Origin of the sequence: Sphingobium fuliginis (assembly GCF_015074805.1) — a bacterium.
GTDB lineage: Bacteria > Pseudomonadota > Alphaproteobacteria > Sphingomonadales > Sphingomonadaceae > Sphingobium > Sphingobium fuliginis.
Window position 1 is genome coordinate 3370633 of the sequence record NZ_CP060035.1, and the last position, 18719, is coordinate 3389351.

The window sequence follows — 18719 nt, forward strand, 5'->3', positions numbered from 1 at the left end:
GGGGCATATAGTCACAGAGGGTTCCCCTCCGCGTCAAAGTTGTCTTCGTAACGGCCATACATACCGTAACCCCGACCGCCTGGATTTTCACCAACGCCTAGAAGGACCTGACCGTCCTCCGTAGCGGGCTCAATGTTCAGTGCGGCGGCCTTGGCCAGGAGGGTGGCGTTGCGATGACGATATGCCGCCTGCTGTGCATCACGCTCGGCAAGGCCCGCAATGTCGTCCAGGTGGCCCCGGAAGGCCTTGGGGTCCTGTTCAGTGAGGACCTGGGCTGTACGATCCTTAACGCCGTTGCGGAATTCTCCGCCCGCCTTCTCCCCTACCTTAGCCAAAGCGCGGCCTGCCATCGCCTTCCAGCCCGTGGGGAGCGTCGGAGCGATTTGCTCGTTAAGGTCGGCGTCTAGGGCCTGACGGCCAGCCGTGGCGGAATTGCCCTGGGCCTCACTCCAAAGGATATTCCCCTGGTGCTCGGCCTCCAAGCGGTCCAAGAGTTGGCGGACGGCGCCGCTATTGCCGCCCATACGGCCGATGGCGTCTTGCTTGGTTTGATCGCCCAATGCGCCCCTGATGCGGGCTGATACGTTGCCGGTCTGATGCTGTGCGCCCCAGTCGGTGGCCTCATCGGCCAGAGCGGACCTTGCGCCAAGCGCCCAGGACTCATGCGCGGTCTCAGGGATCGAGCGGGCCATTTCGTTGACCTCGTGACCCGAGAGCCCCGCAACGCGCCCACCAGCCTCCAGGGCGTCCCGCTGGGCCATGTCGTCCGCATAGAGCCGGATGGCATCGCCGTAGGCCTCATTCTGGGCCGCAAGCTGGTCTCGGAGGTCCCCCGCTCGTGCATTGATGTGGACGGAGTTGGTATTGTGGACGGGCTGGCCGGTGCGCGGATTGATGCCAGCCGCCGCCCTGCCATTGTCACGCATAGCCCTAATGACCTGATCGAAGCCCTCAGTTGAAAGGGACTGCATGGCCTCAGGGTCTATGGTGCCGTCCTGCCGCATACGGAGCCCCATGGCCTCAGGGTCCCCGATGGCGTTGCCGATATTCCGGTAAGCTTGGGGCAAGGCGTCCTTGAACGCGGGCGTAGCCATGATCGCCTCAATCTCAGGCGTTATCACCATCGGCTGCGCATAGGCCTCACGATACAGCGGCGCCACGCGGGCCTTTGCGGCGGCCGTCTGGCGTTCGATCTGGGCCAATGGGTCCGTAACGCTGCCCATAGTGTCAATAACATGCTGACGGACGCGGGCGGCCTCCTGAGCCTTACGGGCGTCCAGTGCCGAACGGACCAGCCGTTGCCCCGGTCCCATGCCGCGAGACGCCCAGCTCGTGGTATTCCTCAGCGACTCCGTAATGTCGCCTGGCATCGCGGGGACTCCCATGGCCTGCCTGCGTTCCAATTCGGCCGCGATGGTCTCAGGGGACGCGGCGGGGCCGTTCTGTCCCATGCCGGTAACGATATTCCCCTCTCCGAGCCGCTGGCTCAAGGTGCGGTCTGCGACTTCACGGGCGCGGGCTTCCTTGGTGAGCTTACTCTTGCGCAGGACGGCGCGAGGTACGTTAGCCAAGCGGCGGGTGGCACCATCGTAGCCGGGGAGTTTTCCACGGGCCCAGCGATGGGCGAGCGCGGCACCTTCAAGGGCGGGAGTGGCCAAGCCTCCCAGCGCGGCGCCCGCCACGGCCGACTGGATAGCGCTGTCTACGCGGTCCGCGACGCTGTCACCTTCGCCCGCACCTGAAAGGCCGCCGTAGATAGCGCCGATTTTAGCGCCCTGCGCGATCTTAGCGCCCATTCCGGCGCCCTTCGCCAGTGCTCCGCCTGGGAGGAGCAAGCTAGCCCCAATGCCTCCGAGCGTAGACGTCCATGCGAGGTTCGGGTGCTCGTCGTCATATTGGGCCTGATGGGCCTTAAAGTCCGCTTGACCTTGCTTGAAGGCCTCGCCCACGGGCTTGCCGGTGACGAGGGCAGCAGCGGCGTCTAGGCCCCCAGCGAGCTCGTCGCCCCAGTTGGGGAGCACATTGTCCACCACGTCTCCCACAAAGTCGCCAGCGGTCTGGAGACCCGTGCGGGGCTTCCGGGCCTGGGGAGCAGAAGCCTCCGCTTGGACCCGCTGGAGGACTTCCTCCCCTGATGCCCCTTCTGGCGCGTCCACTTCAAAGGTTGAGCCGTCTGGCCCCTCAATTACGTATCTTGGCATTACTTAACTTTGCGGATGGTCCAGCCGTTCGTGGATGGTTTGCGGCGGACAGATGGTGGCGGGGTCGGGAGGCCGAGACGCTTGGAATAGGAGGCGCGGCTCGTGTCGAGGAAGGTTTGGAGGCCGTCCAATGCCTCTTCGTTGGCGCTGTCGAAACTGTAGCGGTTCGGTAGGTTTTGGATGGCCAGCTTACTCTCAAAGTCCGACATGGCCCCTTCGCCTGGGGTGCGCTGGGCGGGCCGGACCAGAGTGCGAAGCCCTGCGACGGCATTATCGAATCGGGCATTAGCCTGGGTAGGCATAAACTCGCCCAAGGATTTGAGTGGCCCTGAACCCCGGAGGGTTTCATTGTAGAGCGCCCGCACGCGGTCCACCTGGGGCTGAATGCGGTCCATCTGGTCCAATGCGGCTCTGGCGGCGTCGCGGCTCTTTGAGGTTTCGAAGGGCTGCCCGCTTTTCGTGGGCTGCGACGGGGCGGCTCCCGGCTCGGTGTAATTGTGCCACTGGCCGCCCTTAAAGATAATGCGTTGGCCGGTTTTCGGATTGGTGGCCGTCTGGCCTTCTTGAATTTCGCTCATGGGATTAGTCCAGTATGAAGCCCGTAGGCGTCTTGATGGTTGCCTTGCGGGTCACGGCGGCAGGCACTTTACGTAGGGTGGATCTGCGCTCCGCTCGGGCGTCAGCGGCACGGGCCAAATCCACACGTGCGGCACCCTGCGCGGTGCGGGCATCGTTCGTGGCGATGCGGTTATCGGCGATGCGGTCGCCGCGCTCATTACTGCTGGCCTGCGCAACCGTCATGCCCGAATTGCCCGCTACGGTCCCGTAAGTGTCGCTCCACGCGGAGGGCATCCCCTCCGGACTGATGCCGTATCGCTGCGGATTGGCAATCAAGTCCGCATAGGCTGCGGCTCGCTGGTCGGCCGGGAGCTTGCCGATCTGGTAGACGAGGCGAGCCTTTAGGTCCTGCGCCTCCTTCCAGGATGGCGCCGCCTTGGCCTCTCGCTCAGCGCGGGCCTTAGCGTCCCTTTCGTCCTGAGCGGCCTTGGCGAACTCGGGGACCTCACGAACCGTGCGGTTCCCTTGAGCATCCGTCATAATCTCAAAGCGGTTATTTGGGCCGCCATAGGTGACTGACTTCTGAGCTTCCCTGCGGAGCCCCGCGTTGCGGTCAGCCATTACGCCCGCTGCGGCCCCAAGGCCCTCTCCGAAATTCTGGTTAGACAGGAAGGCCTGTCCGATGCCCAGGAGCGTTTCGGAGATATGGTCATTGTCCCAGATGGTCGCCTTTTTCTTTACAGAGGGCGGAGGAGCCGGGAGGGTTTGTTGGAGCGTACCGCCAGCAGACGGGGCGGGCATGGCGCTGTCAGTGTCGAACGGGCTAATGGAGCGAGAGGCGGCCCAAGGCGAGGCCGATGGAAATGACATAGATATTCCTTAGAGGGATGGTGCGGCGACTGGTGGCGCCGAAAAATGCTGAGGGTTGGCCATGCGGAGCGACATGTTCCGAAGGACTGACCGGGCCCGCTGCTTGGCTTCCTGATGCTCAGGTGACTCCTTCAGGGCGTACCACTCCGAGCGGCGCCCGGTATATTTACCCGGCATTTCCGGCAACATGCCGTCCGCCTGGAGCGTAAGGAACATGCGGGGATCGTTCAGCGGGGCGTCCGGCGCGAGTTGGGCAGCTTCACGCTTGGCCCATGCGGCAAACTTGGCGCAGCGGTTAGGATCGTTCGCCTCTACCAGCTTCCAAGCGCCGATGGGTGAGACGGCAAAGACGGGTTCGTCATCGAAGGGATAGAGCGCGATATCGTCGTCCGTCGCGGTGCGGTTGAAGACGTCGAGGGCGGCGATCGAGAGGCCCATTGACGTGCAGAATGGTTCCGCTTCGAACCACGGGGCGCCCTCCCACATGAAGATGCGGACGGGCTGGCCGTAGCAGACGCGGGTGAAGGTTAAGCCGTCTGTTGATGGCTTAGGGGTCATTGTATTCCTGTTTGTATTGGATTTGGGTTGTGGATTTGGTCCCATACGGGTCCCCCTGTGCCGAAAAGTGGCCGGGGGTTTCCTCGGCTGGGCCGGAAAGTGGCGGATGGAACCGGATGGGGCGGAAGGGACCCAAAAAGGTACCCGTAACTAGGATATGGTGCTGGAAGGCTCTGGCGGGGCGTTGAGAAGCAGGGCAAATGCAGCCTGCGCCGAATGGTCGGTCGCCTCGCAACTCTAAGGACAGACTATTATTACTTCTGCATCTATCGCCGCCTACCTCTTACATAATCCAACGGTAGCGGCGGAATTACTCGGACTTGCCATCGTGTTGATTAAGCTACCCATCGCGGTTCTTAACTACAGGACGGCCAAGTTAACTGCCCGCGCAGATTAACGCGGAGGGGCGGGACCGGGCGGCAACCTGGTCCCAAACCTCAGCCCTCCCGCGCCATTTCGTCCAGATAGTCCTCAGCGGTCTTAAGGGTGCTCTCCGTCCTCGCGGTCGGCTTGGTTTTCGTGAAGTCCAATATGACCCGAGCGGCGGCCGTGCGGTCCGCAACGGGCACAGGGCTCCGCAAGACGAGGAGGACCCTCTCCAAGGCTTCCACGGCATCGGAGTCATCTGGCAGCTCCCCGCGCTGGGCCATCTTCTTCATGATCTTGGCGACCACCGGCCGTTGGGCCTCTACGGCCGCGTCAAACTGCGCATTGGTCAGGTGCTTGGGCTTGCCGAGCCGTGGCGACCCCCGAGGCTTTCTCAGCGCCGCCGACTTGGCCGCAAGGTCCTTGGCGTAGGCGGTCCGCTCCTCCGGGGTCATCTTGGCCCACGGCCCCCATGCGGCGCCTTTCGGCTTGGTGACGATCGGGACGGGAGGTGGCGATAAGAGACTGTCGGCCACGAAGGCCTCTAGGCGCGGAATGTTCTTTGCGCCTGGTGGTCGGCCACGGGGGCGGCCGGTGCGTTTAGTTGCCATGTGCTTCCTGTGGAAATTTCTGGGGCGGCGTGTGTGCGTGAAAGGTCCGAGCGGAAATTTTTTCGTTCGAGCGAAGCCGCCAATTTTGAATTGGATTGTGGCCTGAGCCGCTGGGACCACGGGTGGCGGGAGGAAGGGACCCGTGAGATTGGCATTGCCATTCCCCCTGACTGCGCGGCGGGAGACCGGAGGGGGACGGCACGGGCAGGGGATCGGCAACCCCTCACCCCAGCTCCTGACAAGCGGGAGAGCGTGGCGACATATGCAGGCAGAGGGCAACGATAAGGTCGCGCCACCATTCCGACATTTGCCTCAGCAATCGGCTGCATCGAAAATGGACAATTACGATACAATCTGATTGGGTGTATCGAAAAGTAGCTTGACCCCATATCCGATGCAAGTCATTTACCGATACAGAGTTTCGATACATGGAGAGCCAGATGGCCCGCACGTTTGCCTACTGCCGCGTCAGCACCGCCGATCAGACCACGGACAACCAGGTCCGCGAGATTGAGGCAGCGGGCTTCGCTGTCGATCCTAAGCGCGTGGTGGCCGAGACCGTATCTGGGTCCGTTGCGGCGAAGGAGCGTAAGGGCTTCTCGCGCCTGGTGGACCGACTGGAGGATGGGGACGTCCTGGTCGTAACCAAGATGGACCGCCTCGGCCGCAACGCGATGGACGTTCGCGCCACGGTCGAACAGTTGGCGAAGGATGGCGTGCGGGTCCATTGCCTGGCCCTAGGTGGCGTGGACTTGACCAGCGCAGCGGGCAAGATGACTATGGGCATCATCAATACTGTGGCCGAGTTTGAGCGCGACCTCTTGATTGAGCGCACCCAAGCGGGCCTGAGCCGCGCTAAGGCCGAGGGGAAGACACTGGGGCGGCCAGCTGCCCTGAGCCGTGAGGACCAAGAGGCCATTGCGGCCCAGCGTCGGGAGGGTGTGTCCTTGGGCGCACTGGCAAAACAATTCGATGTGTCGCGGGCGGCTATCCAGCGGGTCGAGAAGCGCTTTGCAGAGGCGGGAAAATAATCAGGCTCAGCCTTTACCGGGCTCCACAACGTAAGCCTTGCTGTCCAATGTGTTTGGGCAGATTGCGCTCCGCCCTGGGGCTTTCGTCGGGGTGCTTAGGTCCGGGATAACGGCGCGGGCGTGAAGGAGGCCGCGAGGGACTTTCAGGGGACCTAGCGTTTTCATCTAGACCCTATCGGCCCTGCGAACCTCCTTCGTCCCGAGAACGAGCCCCTCGCCAGCCAGCCAGGCCTTAAAGGCCGGACGCGTGAGCACCTGGGCCAACTCTGGAGCCGTGCCCATTCCTACCGCTTTCCGTATGTCGATCTTACGGACCCGCTCAGCCCCTCCAGCTACGAAGCGCCGCCTTATTTCCTCAGCGACGTCCAGGCTCCTGCCCGTCAGCTCTCCAGCGCCGAACGGCCGCCAGTCCTTTATCGCCGCTCCGGGGAAGGTCTCGGCCAATAGCGCCTTGGTGTCCTTCCCGGTCTTTCCGATCACATAGGCCTCACAGTCCCCGCAAACACCATCAGCACCGTTCCGCACATTGGCGCGGCATATGGCCTGTAAGAGGTTGTGGCGGTGCTCCCCGGCTGCAATGCGGCTGATGGTCTCACGGTCGAGCCCTTGGGACGGAACGCGGCCGGAAGCGGCTATATGGTGGGCCGTGTAGGCGGCGTCGGTCAGATGCCAGAGGCTCAGCACCATGACCTTGCGGACATGCCGGTAGGCGTTCGTGGCGTTGTGGCGCCCCCAGTTGACGAAATGGAGCCGCTCGGGATTTGCGACCTGGGCTTTCAGCTCGTCCAGGACCGTATCGGCGCCTCGGGCTTGGTGATGGATGATAAGCCATTCTTCAGCGGGGGCAGCGTTGATGACCGACGCGGCGCCTTCCAGTATTTCGCGGCGAGTCTCAGGGACATTTAGCGCCGATCGGCTGGACGCTCGGTCCCAGTGGCGGACCGTCAAGCGGCTGTAGTTGCGCCCTGCCCCTGGTAGGCGTCGGATCGGGGCGCCAGTCTCCTCCATGGCCCGGTATGTCTCCCGAACCCTGCCCGAGGCATCGAGCACGAGAGCGGGTTGGAAGTCGGCGGGCAGGGGCGCGGTAGCCGATGCGAGGACCCTGCCCATACGATTATCCCGGAGGATGATTGCTTCTCTTCCCAGGATGGAAACCAGCCCGTCCCATTCCCGTTTCTGAGCCCCTGAGAGGGCCGCCAGAGTCGAAGGGCAGGCCGAGAGCTGGTGAGATAGCGTAACGGACTGGCGAGTCTCTACGGACTCCAGAGCGGCCGTGATGGCGTCCAGGCCTTGAGCGGCTTTCGGGTCCAGCGGGCGCAAGACGGCCGGGATGCCCTTGAGCATGTCGAGCCGCACCGTCACCGGCTGGGCCGCGAGGAAGCTTTCATCCCAGATGCGCAGGGTACGAGGGCGGCCCAGGTAATGGAATTTGTCAGCATCAGCGAAGGAGCGGCCAGTCGTCCAGCGGCGGAGCTTCTCATGGGTCGTGAAGATGACGGGCGCGGCGTCAGGATCGGACAGGCCCATTTCGTTCATAGCGTCGCCTTCAGCGACCGTGACGGCGTAGTGATGACGAGAGAGGCCCGCCTGGTCCACATAGGACCGTATTTCTTCGTGACGGGACAGAACGATCAAGGCGCCGTGATGATCGCGGAAGCCCTCATCTTTCCAGGAGCGGATAAAATCACAGATTGCTGATGACTTTCCTTCGCCGGGGTCCATTGAAGATAGGACCAACTGAGGGACGGAGCTTGAGGCAGCGTTAAGCTGACTTATCGCTACTTTAAGTTCCTTCATGTTATCTCTTAAATTGATTATTATTGTCCACCTTCAAGAACCTTTAAGTTCTTAAAGTCTCATAGTTCCTTATGGGGATTTACTAACTTGGTGTCCTCCAGCTCGACACAGGGGGGCATTAAGAGCTCTACCCAATGCGCTTGGCAGCTAGGTAACGTCCGTTCCCCCACCGTTTCCCCACGCCGCATGTTCTTCTCACGTTGGGGGAATTGGTCCCCTGCGATCGGGGCATGTCGGCACGGACAATTCTTCTTAGATGGGCAATAATGCGAGAAGCCAGGAAAACCGCCAGTTTGGCGCTGTCAGCCGATTACCGAGAGGTCGGCCGAAAGGGAAGCAGAGCGCACCCAGAGTTATCTCTGGGGCGCCCCGGTTAGCGGTGCCATCATCGCTGGAGCCTTCGGAAGGTCGGTGTTATGGAGCGGTGAAAGGGGAAGAAACTTGAGGCTTATTATCCACTTGAGCGGCTCTACGATCTTCGAGTCTGAAATTGACGCCGTTCCACCTATCGGCACGGTCATCCGTTTCGTGACGCAAGGCTACAAGAAGGGCCTGAGGTCGGGCTCCGTGGTAGAAATAACGCTGAATAGGGACGACCCGCCCTGCTTAGACTTCACCGAAATTCCGAGCGGAACCGTGATCCTGGACGCGAACGGCTATGAGCTGATTAAGGCCGGACCGGAGATAGACTGACAGATGAGGCCCCCGCTCAGAACGGGGAGCTTTCCAGCCGCGCAAAGCCTCCTTTCTTCTAAGAATGGGTTATAATGCGTCGCCCGGAACCTGAGGCTCCGAGCGGCTGGCGGGACAGTTGTTCTTAGATGCGCAATAATTGCCGGATTTCTGCGGCTTTCACGGCCTAAATGCGGGCCGGATCAATCCCGCACTGTCGCAACATTTTCTCGGACTTGGCCACCAGTTTCCGAAACGCGCTTATCTTTTTCCGATCCCCGGAGGCTTCCGCCAGGGACATGCCGCGTAGTGTGTCTGCATGCATTCGCTTCAAACTGGCGACGAACTCTTCAGGGCTGGGCATTCCAGACAATGACACCTCCATCCGATGGTTCTGCAAGGTCCCTTATTCGCCAGCCACGATCAAGCGCCCATTCCATATGTTCTCTTTTTGTTCTATCCTCCATCCATGCCTTGAGTCGCCTTGGAGGATCGAAATGCACGCAATGCCCTTCACCGCTGCCCCTTCCCCTTGCCCAGTCCCGCTGGACCAAATCAATGCTGTGGAGCTGACCGGCGATATTCTCGTGGACGCCTTCGCGGCCGTGCAGGGTCCGATGGAAACCCAACGCGCCCGCCTACATCGATTTGCGGCCCACCAGCGCTTAAAGCGACCCGCCATCGCAGCGGAGGCCCTTTCAGTCCGCATGGCTCTCCTAGGCGCTCTCATGGACTCCTGCGGCATTGTTGAGGGAGAGTGGCTTGCCACCTGTGAGGCCGTAGCAAGGATCAGACTGGAGGACGGAAGAAACCTTGCGATGCCTTGGGGAGACGCTGGGGTCTCCTATGACGAGGCCATGCTGCAGGAGATGATCTGGGCCTACGGGGAGAAGCGATGAGCCGGAGACGCAAGGGGGAGCAGCCTATTCCTAAGCTGCTGGACACTTGGTCCGATAATCACACAGTAGCCGATATGATCCGCACAGGATCGAGGTGGTTTGACGCCTGGCAGATGCAGAAGGGAACCCCTTATGTGAAGCTAGCGAAACGGACGGGCATCGTGCCCAAGAGACTCATGGCGATAAGCGCCGGGGACCGGGTGTCCCGTGCGGAGCTGGACGCCCTAGCGCGCGCCTGGAATGTCAGCGCGGGGGACCTTGAGGCCTCGATGCCCGATAAAAGACTATTGGTGGACTGAGTGGGCAGTACCGCTAGACTGGATATCCACACTCGGAAACACAGGGATCAAGATGAAGCGTGATATGGACCTAGTGAGGGCGATCTTGTTGAAGATCGAAGGTCACCCGACGCCCACCGTTGAGGGATATCTGGAAGTAGACGGCTACGAGCAAGGCCCCATCCATCACCATATCGACCTTCTTAAGCAGGCTGGTTTCGTGGATGCCTTCTGCGCCATGGACGCGAATACGGAATATGGCTTTCTCTTCCAGGATGTTTCCTTGACTTGGCAGGGGCACGAATTTCTCGGCACGGTGAGGGACCCCGAAATCTGGCAGAAGACAAAAGCGGGAGCTGCCAAGGTAGGCGCTTGGTCCGTTTCGATTGTGGCAGAGCTGGCTAAGGGCTTCGTCCTGCAAAAAATGACCACCCTAGGCCTTCCGGTAGGAGCCTAGCGGGTCTCAGTGACTCTCAGGCTCGCAAGTCGTATAGCTTCCCCATGGCAAACGAGCTGGACGACATTAAGGCCCAGGTGGATTGCCCGAAGTGCGGCAAGGAACTGAATGTCCCTTATCGGGTCATCAGGCTCCAGAAGACTGTAGGGTGCTCCTGTGACGCCATAATCCGGCTTGTGGACGATACGCCCATAGGGGTCCTTCAGCGCCTCATAGACGAAGAGAACCCGCCTACTGCGGAGAATGACCGCTAACAGCCCATCGTCTCCAATACCAGCCGCCGCATGAGCTTCCCTTGGCCGGATAGGGACATGAGGACCTCTCGCTCATTCATGGGGTTCCGCTGGCGAACAATCATCATGTGTCCTTCGGCCTTGTTTCGGCTGCGGTCGGAAAGGTCCATGAAATGCCGCGATGCCGTCGAAAGGTTGCTCCCCAGCGCCGCCGCGTAGTCGCTTACGGCTTTCCCTTCGTCCAGCGCTACGGCCAAAAAGGCCTGTATGACCTGGCTAGGTACTGTCGGACCCATCATGGCCCGGAAGTGACGGAGGGCTCTGTAAAGACGTTGGAGAGCTTCTCGCTCCTCCGGTGATAGAGTGTCCATGATGTTCCCCTTTCGATGGTGCGTGCGACGCCCAGAGCTGCCTTGCGTGGGCGCGAATGATGCTGGTAGGCTGTAGGAGCTACGGGCCGAGTTTGGCCTTCCCCGGTAAGGCGGGGATGAGGGTGTAGGTAACGATCCCTGCGGGCCCGTAGCGACTTTCAGGGCTGGAGGTGCGTAAGGTCCAGCTCGGGGTATCTCACCTTCTCAAGCACGCCCCGAAGAGTGCTGACCGTGAAGCCGGACCCGTAATTTCCTTCGGACCCTGCTATCTTGCGGCCCGCCAGCGCCTGTCCTTCTGGCCGCCCGAAATACCCAATGAGGCGCAACGCATCCTCAAAGTTGTGGCGGAAGCTGTGCATGCCTAGCTTCGTGCCGACGATTTCCCGCTCTTTCAGAAGCAAGGAGAACCGCTCGCCCAATTTAGCGCCGGATTGCCCACGGGAGCTTGCCTTGCCATCCGGAAAGAGGAGGTCTTCAGGCCGTCCGATGTCACGGCGGTGCGTCAGGAAAGATAGGAAGCCCAGCCGCACCAGTTCAGAATGTAAGGGGACGTTGCGGCGGCTCTCTTTGTTCTTTAGGCGGCGCCCCTCATGCGGCCGAAGCATGAAAGTGGGGAAGCCCTCAAGGTCCGCCACGTCCATAATGCGGAGGCCCGTGATTTCGCCCAGCCGCATGCCCGAGTAGAGGGCAATCAGCGGCACCCAATAGCCGCCAGGTTTCTCGGCTGCGTCCGCTTGTCGTGACGTCCAAGGCTCGGCCGAGAACAGTTTTTGAAGCTGGGGCATCGTGAAGGGCTCGCGGCGGTCGCGATCTTCCACAGGATCGTCCACCGACAATCCGCTAAAGGGGTTCTTAGTCGCCCACTCCTCGTCCGCCGCCCAGTTAAAGATGGCGGACATTTGCACCATGTAACCCTTATTGACCGTGTTAGGGCCAATGGTTGGGCTTCCTAGCCTTCGTCCCTCCGCGATAGCTTCAGGGACAGTAAGGCCTTTGAATTCGGCTCGTTTGCCGATGCTCATGGGCAGCGATTTAACCAGCTCAAATACCTCTCGTGCCGCCGCCCGGTCGATGGAAGCGGCATCGCGATCCCCGATAGTCTCACGCAGGAGGCGCATGACTGGAGAGATTGCTTTGCGGCTCGATACGCTCCAGCCGTCCCATTTGGCGGCCTTATAGGCGTCGAGGAGCGCCGAAACGGTCCGAGCGCGGCCTTTGGGGTTCATCGGCCGTTTGGGCCTTGGCGGGACCTTTACGACCATCCCGGCCGTTCTGGCCTCGGATGATTCGTGGAATTCTATTGCGGCATCATTCAAGGCGTAAAGAAAGCGGCTCCGCCCCTCATGGTCGCTTGGATCGACCAGCAGCCCTTCCGCCGACAAAAGAGCGTCTGCGTCTTTCCCCCAACGCTTTTCCATGGCCTCTATGTTCGCGGCCAGCCGCCATTCGCGGAACTCACCGAGCAATTCGTCCCAGCCGCTCTTGACCAGCTCGGCCCATGCCTCGCCTTTGGCGCGGAGTGAGGCCTCTTCGTAGACATGCCAATCATGCACGAAAAGCTCTACAAGGTGGGCTATCGTGTCCGGAGTATAGGAATCAAGCCTACCCTCTTGGTCCTTCTCGTGTCGTTTGCGTGCGGCTCGCGCTTCTCGGACCTCCCGATCAAAACGCCGTTTCGCCTGTTCATATCGCTGGAAGGCTTCCGGCGTGATATATGTTTTTGAGCCTAGAGGGACCTTGAGCTCCCGGCACCCAGGCTTGGCAAGAAAGGGGCGAACATCATCGGGATAGCGACGGCGAAAAATAAGTCTTCCGGTAGCCTCTTCTCGCACCCAATCAAGGGACTTGCCCATTACGCCTCCTGTGCCGGATTGTGTACCATTTCCGGGGGTAGAAAGCTGAGTTTTCCGAGGTTTTGGAGGCATTTCAAGCGCTTGCAGAGCGATGGTGGACAGGGCTGGATTCGAACCAGCGTACGGGAAACCCGGGCAGATTTACAGTCTGCTGCCTTTAACCACTCGGCCACCTGTCCAGTCGCCTAACCGGCGTCGGAGGGTGCCCCGACCGGCTGGAGGGCGCTCCAATGGCGAAAGGAGACTTGCCTGTCAATGGCCCAATGTGAAAAGAGCGCTTCCCATGAAAAGAGGAAATCGCACCGGAAAGGCCAAAGGGACCTTTCCCCGCTTCTATGGACGGCATGCCGTCATCGCCGCGCTCGCCAATCCGGACCGGGTGGTGCGCAAGATATGGGGGACGAGGGAGGCGCTGAACGCGCTCGACCTGCCGCCCGTCTTGCCCATCGTCTATGCCGATGGCGCCGATCTGGGCCGCATGGTGCCGTCGGACGCGCCGCATCAGGGGATCGTGGCGGAGGTGGAGCCGCTGGACGATGTCTGGCTGGGCGACGTGCTGGAGGCGGGGCAGGACGATAACAGGCCCGTGCTGGTGCTGGACCAGGTGACGGACCCGCATAATGTCGGCGCGATCCTGCGGTCCGCCGCGGCGTTCGACGCGCTGTGCATCGTGACGCAGGACCGCCATGCGCCGCCCGAATCGGGGGTGCTGGCGCGCGCCGCGTCGGGCGCGCTGGAGATCGTGCCCTGGGTGCGGGTCGTGAACCTTGCCCGGGCGCTGGATGAGATCGCGGAAGCCGGTTACTGGCGCATCGGGCTGGACGGCGAGGCGGAGCAGACGCTGGGCGAGGCCATCGGCACGTCCCGCGTCGCGCTGGTGCTGGGGGCCGAGGGCGAAGGGCTGCGTCACAACAGCATGGCGCATTGCGACATTTTGGCTAAACTGCCGATCAGCCCGCGCATGGAGAGCCTGAACGTCTCCAATGCGGCGGCGATCGCCCTCTACGCGGCTGCCAGCCGGTAGCGGCCGGGGCCACGGACGACAGGGGGTTCGATCGTGACGGTCTTTCTGCGCTCGGCCGCCGTGCTGGCGGCCAGTCTGCTGCTCTCCGCCTGCCTGGTGACGCCGGGCAGGTTCGATTCCACGCTCGACATCCGCGCCGACCGGAGCTTCAGCTTTACCTATAAGGGCGAGATACTGGCATCGGACATGGGCAAGGGCCTGGGTTCGATGCCGGGCAATGACGATCCGATCGACGGCGCGACGCCCAGGGACCAGCAGAGCAGCCTGCGCACGGCGCTCCGGTCCGGGACGCAGGGCAAGGCCGAGGAGCGTTTCGACGTCAAGGACGACAAGGGCGACGATCAGCAGATGCAGGCGATCGCGGCGGCGCTGTCGAAGGAGAAGGGCTTTCGGTCGGCCCGCTACATGGGCAATCGCCGGTTCGAGATCGACTATGCGATCAGCGGCCGGCTGACCCACGCCTTCCTTTTTCCCTTCAACAGCGACGCGCAGATCGTGCTGCCCTTCGTGGCGGTGGAACTGCGTGGGGAAGACCGGGCGCGGGTGAAGGCGCCGGGCTATTCCAACGGCTATGACAAGAGCCAGAACCCGATGGGCGGCAATGGCGGCGACGATGCCGCCAAGGCGCTGGACGGCACCTTCACCCTCACCACCGATGCGGAGATCGTCAGCCAGAACCAGGAAGACGGCGCGCAGGACGTGGCGCAGGGGAAACGGATCGTCTGGAAGATCACGCCGCTGACCGGCGAGGCGCCGGCGGCCACGCTGAAGTTCAGGCCCTAGGCTGAGGACGCATTACTGGCGGGTTGGCGTCGAGGCCGTGCCCGACGGCGGGCTCGCAACCAGGAGCCGGCCGTCACCAAAAGGTCGTAGCCGCCGCCATCGCGCCCGCGCCGGCCATCCCCGCCAGCAAGGCCACGAGCATATAGCGCCAGCCGCTGCCCACCCGGATCAGCCTGACCTCCGTCAGGGGCGGCGGAGGGGGGGCGCCGCCCTTTTCCGGAAAGGCTTCCTCGATCCGCTTCACAAGGCCCGGCAGGCGCTGCAAGATCCGGACATTCTCGATCAGCGCGTCGGCGGCCTTCGCCTCCGGCCCCAGTTCGGCGCGCAGCCATTCCTTCACATAGGGGCCGCTCGTCTCCCACAGGTTGATGTCGGGGTCGAGCGCGGTCGCGACGCCCTCCACCATCACCATCGTCTTCTGGAGCAGCAGCAGGTGCGGCTGGGTCTGCATGTCGAAATCGCGGGTGATGGCGAACAGGCCGTCCAGCATGCCGCCGACCGACAGTTCGCGCACCGGCTTGCCCCGCATCGGTTCGCCCACGGCTCTGAGCGCGGTGGCGAATTCCTCTACATTGTGATGGCCCGGCACATATTGCGCCTCGAAGTGAATTTCCGCCACGCGGCGGTAATTGCCGGTGATGAGGCCGTAGAGGATTTCCGCCAGCCACATGCGCGCGCGCCGGTCGATGCGGCCCATGATGCCGAAGTCGATCGCGACGATGTCGCCATTGGCGGTGACGAACAGGTTCCCCTGATGCATGTCGGCATGGAAGAAGCCTTCGGCGATCGCCTGGCGCAGGAAGGCGTTGACCAGCCTTGCCGCGATTTCCTTCACATCATGGCCGGCGGCGATCAGCGCGTCCCGGTCGGAGATCTTGACCCCGTCGATCCACTCCATCGTCATGACCTTGCCGGTCGTGCGGTCCCAGTCGATGGCGGGCACGCGATAGCCGGGCATGGCCTCCATCGCCTCGCCCAGTTCCGAAGCCGAGGCCGCTTCCCGCCGCAGGTCGAGTTCGCGCGCGGTCCAGCGCTTCATGTTGGCGATGACGAGGCGGGGGCGGAGGCGGGCCACTTCGCCGCCCAGCATCTCGACATGGGCGGCGGCCCATTCATAGGTCTGGATGTCGCGGTTGAACTGGTCGATGACGCCGGGGCGGATCACCTTCACCGCGACATCGCGCCCGTCCGTCGTCACCGCGCGGTGCACCTGCGCGATGGAGGCGGCGCCCACCGGCACCTCGTCGAAGCGGCTGTAGAGCGTTTCCAGCGGCCGCCCGAAGCTCTGCTCCATCTGCGCGCGGATGGTGGCGAACGGCACGGGGGGCAGGGCGTCCTGCAGGCGCAGCAGGTCGTTCGCCGCATCCTCCCCCACCAGGTCGGGACGCGTCGCCAGCGTCTGGCCCAGCTTGATCGCCGCCGGGCCGATGGACTGGAAGGCGTCGGCATAGCGCGGCTGCCGGGGCACCCGCGCGCCCAGCCGCGCCACCCGCACCAGCCGCCGCACCGGCGTCGGCGTCAGCGGATCGCGCTCGATCCCGGTCAGCGCGCCATGCCGCGCCAGGGTGCGGCCCCATTTCAGCAGCCGCCAGATATGCGTGAGGTGGGAAGGCATCGCTATTTATGCCCTTCCCCTGCGGGAGAAGGACGTGACGGGCGCCCCATCAGATTTTCCACCCGCTATGGATCGCCACCAGCCCGCCCAGGATCGGTTCCACCTTCGTCTGCACGAAGCCGGCGTCGCGGATCATCCGCTCGAACGCCGGCATGGGGGGGAAGCGGCGGATCGATTCGATCAGATAGCGATAGCTGTCCTCATCGTCGGCCAGCAGCTTGCCGAGCCTGGGCACCAGCCGGTGCGAATAGACGTCATAGACGTCGGAAAAGCCCGGCCATGTCGTGGTGGAAAATTCCAGGCAGAAGAAGCGCCCGCCGAACTTCAGCACCCGATGCGCCTCGCGCAGCGCCCTGTCGACATGGGTCACGTTGCGGATGCCGAAGGCGATCGTATAGGCGTCGAACGCCCGGTCCGCAAAGCTCAGCTCCTCGGCATTCTGCTCCGACCAGATGAGGCCTTCCAGCCCCTTCTTCCTCGCCCGATCGACGCCCACGGCCAGCATTTCGGGATTGATGTCGGAAACCGTCACCCGCGCGCCATGGCGATGCATGCGGAAGGCGATGTCCCCGGTGCCGCCCGCCATGTCCAGGATAAGCTCGTCCCGGCGCGGCTTCACCCGGCTGACGAACTGGTCCTTCCAGAGCCGATGCGCGCCGCCCGACATGGCGTCGTTCATCAGATCATATTTGGACGCCACATTGGAGAAGACGGCGCGGACCATCCCCTGTTTTTCGGCGGCTTCGACATCGCGATAGCCAAAGGAAGCGGTTTCACTCATGGGCGCACGCTCTAGAGCATTTTTCCGGGGAGAGGAAACCTCCGAGATCGGGTAAAATGTCCATGGCGCCGCATGCGGCAAGAGGCCTGTTGCCGGGCGGTCCGGGGCGCTCCATAGAGGGCCATGCCCGAACTTCCCGAAGTCGAAACCACCGTCGCGGGCCTGCGATCGGTCCTGCAGGGCTCGCTCCTGACGCGGGTCGAGCCGCGCCGCGCCGACCTGCGCTTTCCGATACCCGTCGACCTGCGCCAGCGGCTGACCGGCGCCACCGTCACCGGCCTGTCGCGCCGCGCCAAATACGGCCTGATCGACACCGACCGCGGCGACACGCTGATCTTCCACCTCGGCATGTCGGGCCGCTGGCGAATCGATCCGGCGGAGATCGGGCCGCATGACCATCTGTTGATCGGGACCGGGGGAGGGCGGCTTCTGTCGCTCAACGACCCGCGCCGCTTCGGCTCGCTCGACCTGGTCCGCAGCGAGGCGTGGGAGGCCCATAACCCCTTCACCCGCATGGGACCCGAGCCGCTGGGGCCGGATTTCACGGCCGACGCGCTGGCCGCCGCCCTCAAGGGCAAGGCGGCGTCGATCAAGGCCGCGCTGCTCGACCAGCGCATCGTTGCCGGGCTGGGCAATATCTATGTCTGCGAGGCGCTCCACATGGCCGGCATCGCCCCGACGCGCGAAGCGGGCCGGATCGGCCGCGCCCGCCTCGCCCTGCTGGTCGACGCGATTCGGGAGGTGCTGACCGCCGCCATCGCCGCGGGCGGATCGACGCTGCGCGACTATGCCCGGCCCGACGGCGAACTGGGTTATTTCTCCAAGCAATGGCGGGTCTATGGCCGCGAGGGGGAAGCCTGCCATTGCGGCACGCCCGTCAGGCGCCGCGTGGATGGAGGCAGATCGACCTTTTTCTGCCCGAAATGCCAGAAATAGCGGGGCGCTCAGCGGTTGACGCAACCCCTGTTCCCCTGTAAGGGGCGCACCTTCACGAGAGCCGGTTGGGGATTCCGACGGGCTCCTTCACGAGATTTGACGAGAACCGAGGACAGTAAATGGCCAATACGCCGCAAGCCAAGAAGCGCATCCGCCGCAACGCCCGCCGCGCCGAGATCAACGGCGCCCGCATCAGCCGGATTCGCACCCTGGTGAAGAAGGTCGAAACCGCCCTCGCCGCCGGCGACAAGGCTGCCGCGACCACGGCGCTTCAGTCGGTCCAGCCGGAACTCGCCCGCGGCGTCGCCCGCGGCGTGCTGCACAAGAACACCGCGGCCCGCAAGTTCGGCCGTCTGACGAAGCGCGTCAGCGCGCTCGGTTAAGACCCAGCCACTTTCCAGCTCGTCGGTCAGAACAGGCCCGCCCCGCAGTCGATGCGGGGCGGGCTTTTTCATGTTTCATTCACCAAAAGGTCATTTTGGAGGAAGCCCCGATTTCCGGCGATTCTCCTTCGATTCGAGAGAGGTGACGGTCCAGGTGCTGGAATAATATAGTGAAATTGCTGGGTAATTTTTCAAACCGGCCTTTTCTGCGGGGTTTGCCGAGTCAACGGCTTTATTTCACATTTTTGACTGGCAGCGCCCTTGATCCGGCGAAGCAGGCCTGTCTATTTTGATCCTCCGGCCGCCACTCGAATCGAATTTCCGGCGGTCATCAGATGGTTGGTTGATGCACGAGATTCGGGAAGGCGGGGCTTTTCCGGAACGGGTCTCTGCGTCGCATCGCCCCTGCCTATGGGGTGCAGTTGATGGGGGTCGACTGTTT

The 18719-nt window shown here is 62.8% G+C and carries 16 protein-coding genes and 1 tRNA gene; 7 read left to right on the plus strand and 10 right to left on the minus strand.

The annotated features are described in order from the left end of the window. Positions 1 to 11: 11 nt before the first annotated feature. The 5 genes from H5V43_RS16300 to H5V43_RS16320 all read right to left on the minus strand — a co-directional run bounded on the left by H5V43_RS16300 (position 12) and on the right by H5V43_RS16320 (position 5089). Entirely contained in the window at positions 12 to 2030 is a 2019-nt protein-coding gene (locus H5V43_RS16300) for a hypothetical protein (protein WP_146032568.1), read from the minus strand. Positions 2031 to 2200: 170 nt separating this feature from the next. Then, entirely contained in the window at positions 2201 to 2779 is a 579-nt protein-coding gene (locus H5V43_RS16305; RefSeq protein ID WP_025551679.1) for a hypothetical protein, read from the minus strand. Between the two features lie 4 nt (positions 2780 to 2783). Next, positions 2784 to 3629 (minus strand): hypothetical protein, encoded by an 846-nt coding sequence (locus tag H5V43_RS16310; protein WP_025551680.1) that lies wholly within the window; start codon positions 3627 to 3629, stop codon positions 2784 to 2786. Between the two features lie 9 nt (positions 3630 to 3638). Then, the gene (locus tag H5V43_RS16315) at positions 3639 to 4187 is read right to left on the minus strand and encodes a hypothetical protein (RefSeq protein ID WP_025551682.1); all 549 of its coding nucleotides are present in this window, start codon (positions 4185 to 4187) and stop codon (positions 3639 to 3641) included. Between the two features lie 437 nt (positions 4188 to 4624). Further along, the gene (locus H5V43_RS16320) at positions 4625 to 5089 is read right to left on the minus strand and encodes a hypothetical protein (protein WP_128830872.1); all 465 of its coding nucleotides are present in this window, start codon (positions 5087 to 5089) and stop codon (positions 4625 to 4627) included. A 515-nt stretch (positions 5090 to 5604) separates the two neighbouring features. On the opposite strand from H5V43_RS16320, the gene H5V43_RS16325 reads away from it, so the two are divergent. Further along, positions 5605 to 6195, plus strand: coding sequence for a recombinase family protein (locus tag H5V43_RS16325; protein ID WP_025551685.1), 591 nt, complete (start codon positions 5605 to 5607; stop codon positions 6193 to 6195). Positions 6196 to 6360: 165 nt separating this feature from the next. Here H5V43_RS16325 and H5V43_RS16330 read toward each other — a convergent pair whose 3' ends face one another. Continuing rightward, the gene (locus H5V43_RS16330) at positions 6361 to 7992 is read right to left on the minus strand and encodes a hypothetical protein (RefSeq protein ID WP_193666716.1); all 1632 of its coding nucleotides are present in this window, start codon (positions 7990 to 7992) and stop codon (positions 6361 to 6363) included. A 441-nt stretch (positions 7993 to 8433) separates the two neighbouring features. Here H5V43_RS16330 and H5V43_RS16335 point away from each other — a divergent pair, with 441 nt between their 5' ends. After that, positions 8434 to 8685 (plus strand): hypothetical protein, encoded by a 252-nt coding sequence (locus H5V43_RS16335; RefSeq protein WP_025551615.1) that lies wholly within the window; start codon positions 8434 to 8436, stop codon positions 8683 to 8685. 1229 nt (positions 8686 to 9914) lie between these two features. Beyond that, on the plus strand, positions 9915 to 10298 hold the full coding sequence (locus H5V43_RS16340) for a DUF2513 domain-containing protein (RefSeq protein WP_025551622.1): 384 nt from the start codon (positions 9915 to 9917) through the stop codon (positions 10296 to 10298). Positions 10299 to 11060: 762 nt separating this feature from the next. On the opposite strand, the gene H5V43_RS16345 is transcribed toward H5V43_RS16340, so the two are convergent. Together H5V43_RS16345 and H5V43_RS16350 are read right to left on the minus strand one after the other, a co-directional pair. Continuing rightward, the gene (locus tag H5V43_RS16345; protein WP_193666717.1) at positions 11061 to 12755 is read right to left on the minus strand and encodes a site-specific integrase; all 1695 of its coding nucleotides are present in this window, start codon (positions 12753 to 12755) and stop codon (positions 11061 to 11063) included. A gap of 92 nt (positions 12756 to 12847) precedes the next feature. Then, positions 12848 to 12934: transfer RNA gene (locus H5V43_RS16350), tRNA-Tyr, on the minus strand. Between the two features lie 104 nt (positions 12935 to 13038). Here H5V43_RS16350 and rlmB point away from each other — a divergent pair. Continuing rightward, entirely contained in the window at positions 13039 to 13779 is a 741-nt protein-coding gene (rlmB, locus tag H5V43_RS16355; RefSeq protein WP_025551629.1) for a 23S rRNA (guanosine(2251)-2'-O)-methyltransferase RlmB, read from the plus strand. Positions 13780 to 13812: 33 nt separating this feature from the next. Further along, positions 13813 to 14562 carry a hypothetical protein gene (locus tag H5V43_RS16360; protein ID WP_025551631.1) on the plus strand — a complete coding sequence of 250 codons (750 nt, stop codon included), beginning with the start codon at positions 13813 to 13815 and terminating at the stop codon, positions 14560 to 14562. A 73-nt stretch (positions 14563 to 14635) separates the two neighbouring features. On the opposite strand, the gene ubiB is transcribed toward H5V43_RS16360, so the two are convergent. Together ubiB and H5V43_RS16370 are read right to left on the minus strand one after the other, a co-directional pair. Continuing rightward, a complete protein-coding gene (ubiB, locus tag H5V43_RS16365) occupies positions 14636 to 16177 on the minus strand; it encodes a 2-polyprenylphenol 6-hydroxylase (RefSeq protein WP_044661614.1) in 1542 nt (513 codons plus the stop codon). Between the two features lie 49 nt (positions 16178 to 16226). Beyond that, the gene (locus H5V43_RS16370) at positions 16227 to 16958 is read right to left on the minus strand and encodes a class I SAM-dependent methyltransferase (protein ID WP_025551633.1); all 732 of its coding nucleotides are present in this window, start codon (positions 16956 to 16958) and stop codon (positions 16227 to 16229) included. A gap of 123 nt (positions 16959 to 17081) precedes the next feature. Here H5V43_RS16370 and mutM point away from each other — a divergent pair, with 123 nt between their 5' ends. Together mutM and rpsT are read left to right on the plus strand one after the other, a co-directional pair. Then, on the plus strand, positions 17082 to 17894 hold the full coding sequence (gene mutM / locus H5V43_RS16375; RefSeq protein ID WP_025551635.1) for a bifunctional DNA-formamidopyrimidine glycosylase/DNA-(apurinic or apyrimidinic site) lyase: 813 nt from the start codon (positions 17082 to 17084) through the stop codon (positions 17892 to 17894). Between the two features lie 119 nt (positions 17895 to 18013). Beyond that, on the plus strand, positions 18014 to 18277 hold the full coding sequence (rpsT, locus tag H5V43_RS16380) for a 30S ribosomal protein S20 (RefSeq protein ID WP_007687699.1): 264 nt from the start codon (positions 18014 to 18016) through the stop codon (positions 18275 to 18277). Positions 18278 to 18719: the final 442 nt, after the last annotated feature.